The organism is Bartonella sp. AP65SXKL (assembly GCF_042195725.1).
Classification (GTDB): Bacteria; Pseudomonadota; Alphaproteobacteria; order Rhizobiales; family Rhizobiaceae; genus Bartonella.
Window position 1 is genome coordinate 1 of record NZ_JBHIOW010000045.1, and the last position, 2,918, is coordinate 2,918.

Here is a 2,918-nt window from a genome sequence, read left to right on the forward strand (position 1 = left end):
GAAGAGATAGACTATGGCAATGTGGCGGATGCTTTGGCTGGAGTTGGTAATTCTTTCACAAATATTAGAAATGAGATCAGCAAAGAGATTAATAATGAGATTGCCAATGTGAAAGGTGATAGCCTTGTTAAGCAGGATAGGATGGGTCTTATTACTATTGGTGCGGAAAGAGGCGGCAATAAAATCAATATTTTAAATCGAGATGGTGATGCTCGAATTCTTTCTGGTGTTAAGGCAGCGCAAAATGGGGACGAGGCAGTCAATAAAGCGCAGCTTGATGCAAGTCTGAAGGATCTTTCCAGCAGCCTTCAGTCTGATGATTCAGCAGTGGTTCTCTACGATAAAAAAGAAGACGGAATAGTTGACTATAGCAGTGTGACTTTAGGTAAAGGTAAGGATGCAGGACCAGTTGCACTTCATAATGTCAAAGATGGTGTCATTGGTGAGAGTTCATATGATGCGATTAATGGTAGTCAGATCAATACAATTTCTCAGGATTTAGCTAAATTTCTTGGTGGAGAAGCATCCTTTAAAGAGGGTGTTTTTACAGTTCCGACTTATAAAATCTCTAATGTTTCTGACGATGGTACAGTAACGACTAATTCACATAACGATGTTGGTAGCGCCTTTGCGGGTCTTGATACGAGTGTCAAGAATGTGAACACTCATCTGTCTAATGAGGTCAAAAAGTTTGATGAAAAACTAAGTAATATTACGCAAGCAGTTCAAGGCGATGCATTGTTATGGGGCAAGACTAAAGGTGCGTTTGTAGCGACGCATGGGGACAATAAAGAGAACAGCAAGCTTACATCACTTGCAGCTGGCTCTATAGTATCAGGCTCGAGTGATGCGATTACGGGTGGACAGATTTATGATCTGCAAAAACAGTTTGCGACGTATTTTGGTGGAGGAGCAGGTTATAATGAAAAGGGAGAATGGGTTGCACCTACCTTCAAGCTTAAAACTGTCAATTCTGATGGTAGTGCTGGTGAGGAAAAGGTTTACAATAGTGTATCGGAAGCATTTGCTGGAGTTGCGAGTTCTATCACGAATGTTCATAATGATGTTACCAATGTAGTCAGTGATAGCCTTGCGAAGCAGGATGAAAAGACAAAAGTTATCACTATTGGTAAAGAAGTAGAAGGTACAGAACTCAACATTGCCAACAAGACTGGTACGGATCGGACACTTTCAGGTGTTAAGGCAGGAGTGCTTTCAGCAGAATCGACAGAAGTTGTAAATGGCTCTCAGTTATTTGCGACTAATAAAAATGTTACGACAGTGACTACTAATCTAGACAGTGTTTCTAAAAATACATCGAGCTATTTAGGTGGTGGTGCTGATGTTCTTGTAGGCAATCTTCCGACGTATGTTGTTGGTGGTCAGTCATATCATGATGTTGGTTCAGCCTTTAGCGGTGTTGATACATCGCTGACAGATCTTCATAATGAGCTTTCTAAGAACAGCAATGAACTTACACAGACCATTGAGCAGAATGCTTTGTTGTGGAATGATGAAGCCAATGCCTTTGTCGCGCGTCATGTAAAGAACAAAGAGAAAGATGGTCAAGTTATAGCGGAACAAGAAAACAGTAAATTAAAATTTCTATTAGATGGAGAAATTTCTAAAGGTTCAACAGAAGCGATCACGGGCAATCAGCTTTATTCAATGAATCAGACATTTGCTGAGTATTTTGGTGGAGGAGCTGGTTATGATAAAGATGGACAATGGAAAGCTCCAAGTTTTGTGATCAAGAAAGTTGATGCGGAAGGTAAAGAAAGTGAAGAAAGCTATAAGAGTGTATCGGAAGCATTTGCTGGAGTTGCGAGTTCTATCACGAATGTTCATAATGATGTTACCAATGTAGTCAGTGATAGCCTTGCGAAGCAGGATGAAAAGACAAAAGTTATCACTATTGGTAAAGAAGTAGAAGGTACAGAACTCAATATCGCAAATAAAGACAAAGGGGATCGGACACTTTCAGGTGTTGGTGAAGCAACAAAGGATAATGAAGCTGTTAACAAAGGTCAGCTTGATGCAAGTCTGAAGGATCTTTCTACCAGCCTTCAGTCAGATGATTCAGCTGTTGTTCATTACGATAAAAAAGAGGGTGAGAATGGCGGCATTGATTACACGAGTGTGACTTTAGGTAAAGGTAAGGATGCAGGACCAGTTGCACTTCATAATGTAAAAGATGGTGCCATTGGTGAGAGTTCACATGATGCGATTAATGGTAGTCAGATCAACACGATTTCTCAGAATGTAGCTAAATTCCTTGGTGGCGATGCAAAATTTGTTGAGGGTACGTTTACAGGACCAACCTACAAGTTATCCAAGGTTGATACAGCTGGTAATATAACAAATGGCTCTTTTGATAATGTTGGTAGTGCATTTACTGGTCTTGATGAGAATATCAAGAATGTGAATGCGCGGATTAAAGAGGTTTCTGAAGGAGTAGCGCAGGATTCTTTGAATTGGAGTAATGAAGCCAATGCCTTTGTCGCGCGTCATGAGAAGAAGCAAGAAGAACAAGGCAGGGCTGTAAGGACACAAGAAAACAGTAGAATTACGTTTCTAGCAAATGGTGAGATTAGCGCTAAATCAACAGATGCTGTCGCTGGTAATCAACTTTATTCAATGAATCAGACATTTGCGACGTATTTTGGTGGAGGAGCAGGTTATAATGAAAAGGGAGAATGGGTTGCACCTACCTTCAAGCTTAAAACTGTCAATTCTGATGGTAGTGCTGGTGAGGAAAAGGTTTACAATAGTGTATCGGAAGCATTTGCTGGAGTTGCGAGTTCTATCACGAATGTTCATAATGATGTTACCAATGTAGTCAGTGATAGCCTTGCGAAGCAGGATGAAAAGACAAAAGTTATCACTATTGGTAAAGAAGTAGAAGGTACAGAACTCAA

General features: G+C 40.4%; 1 pseudogene. It reads left to right on the plus strand.

Features of this window, described 5'->3' with window-relative positions:
* Window positions 1–2,918, plus strand: a pseudogene (locus ACFIMP_RS09450) (hypothetical protein); the annotation flags it as partial.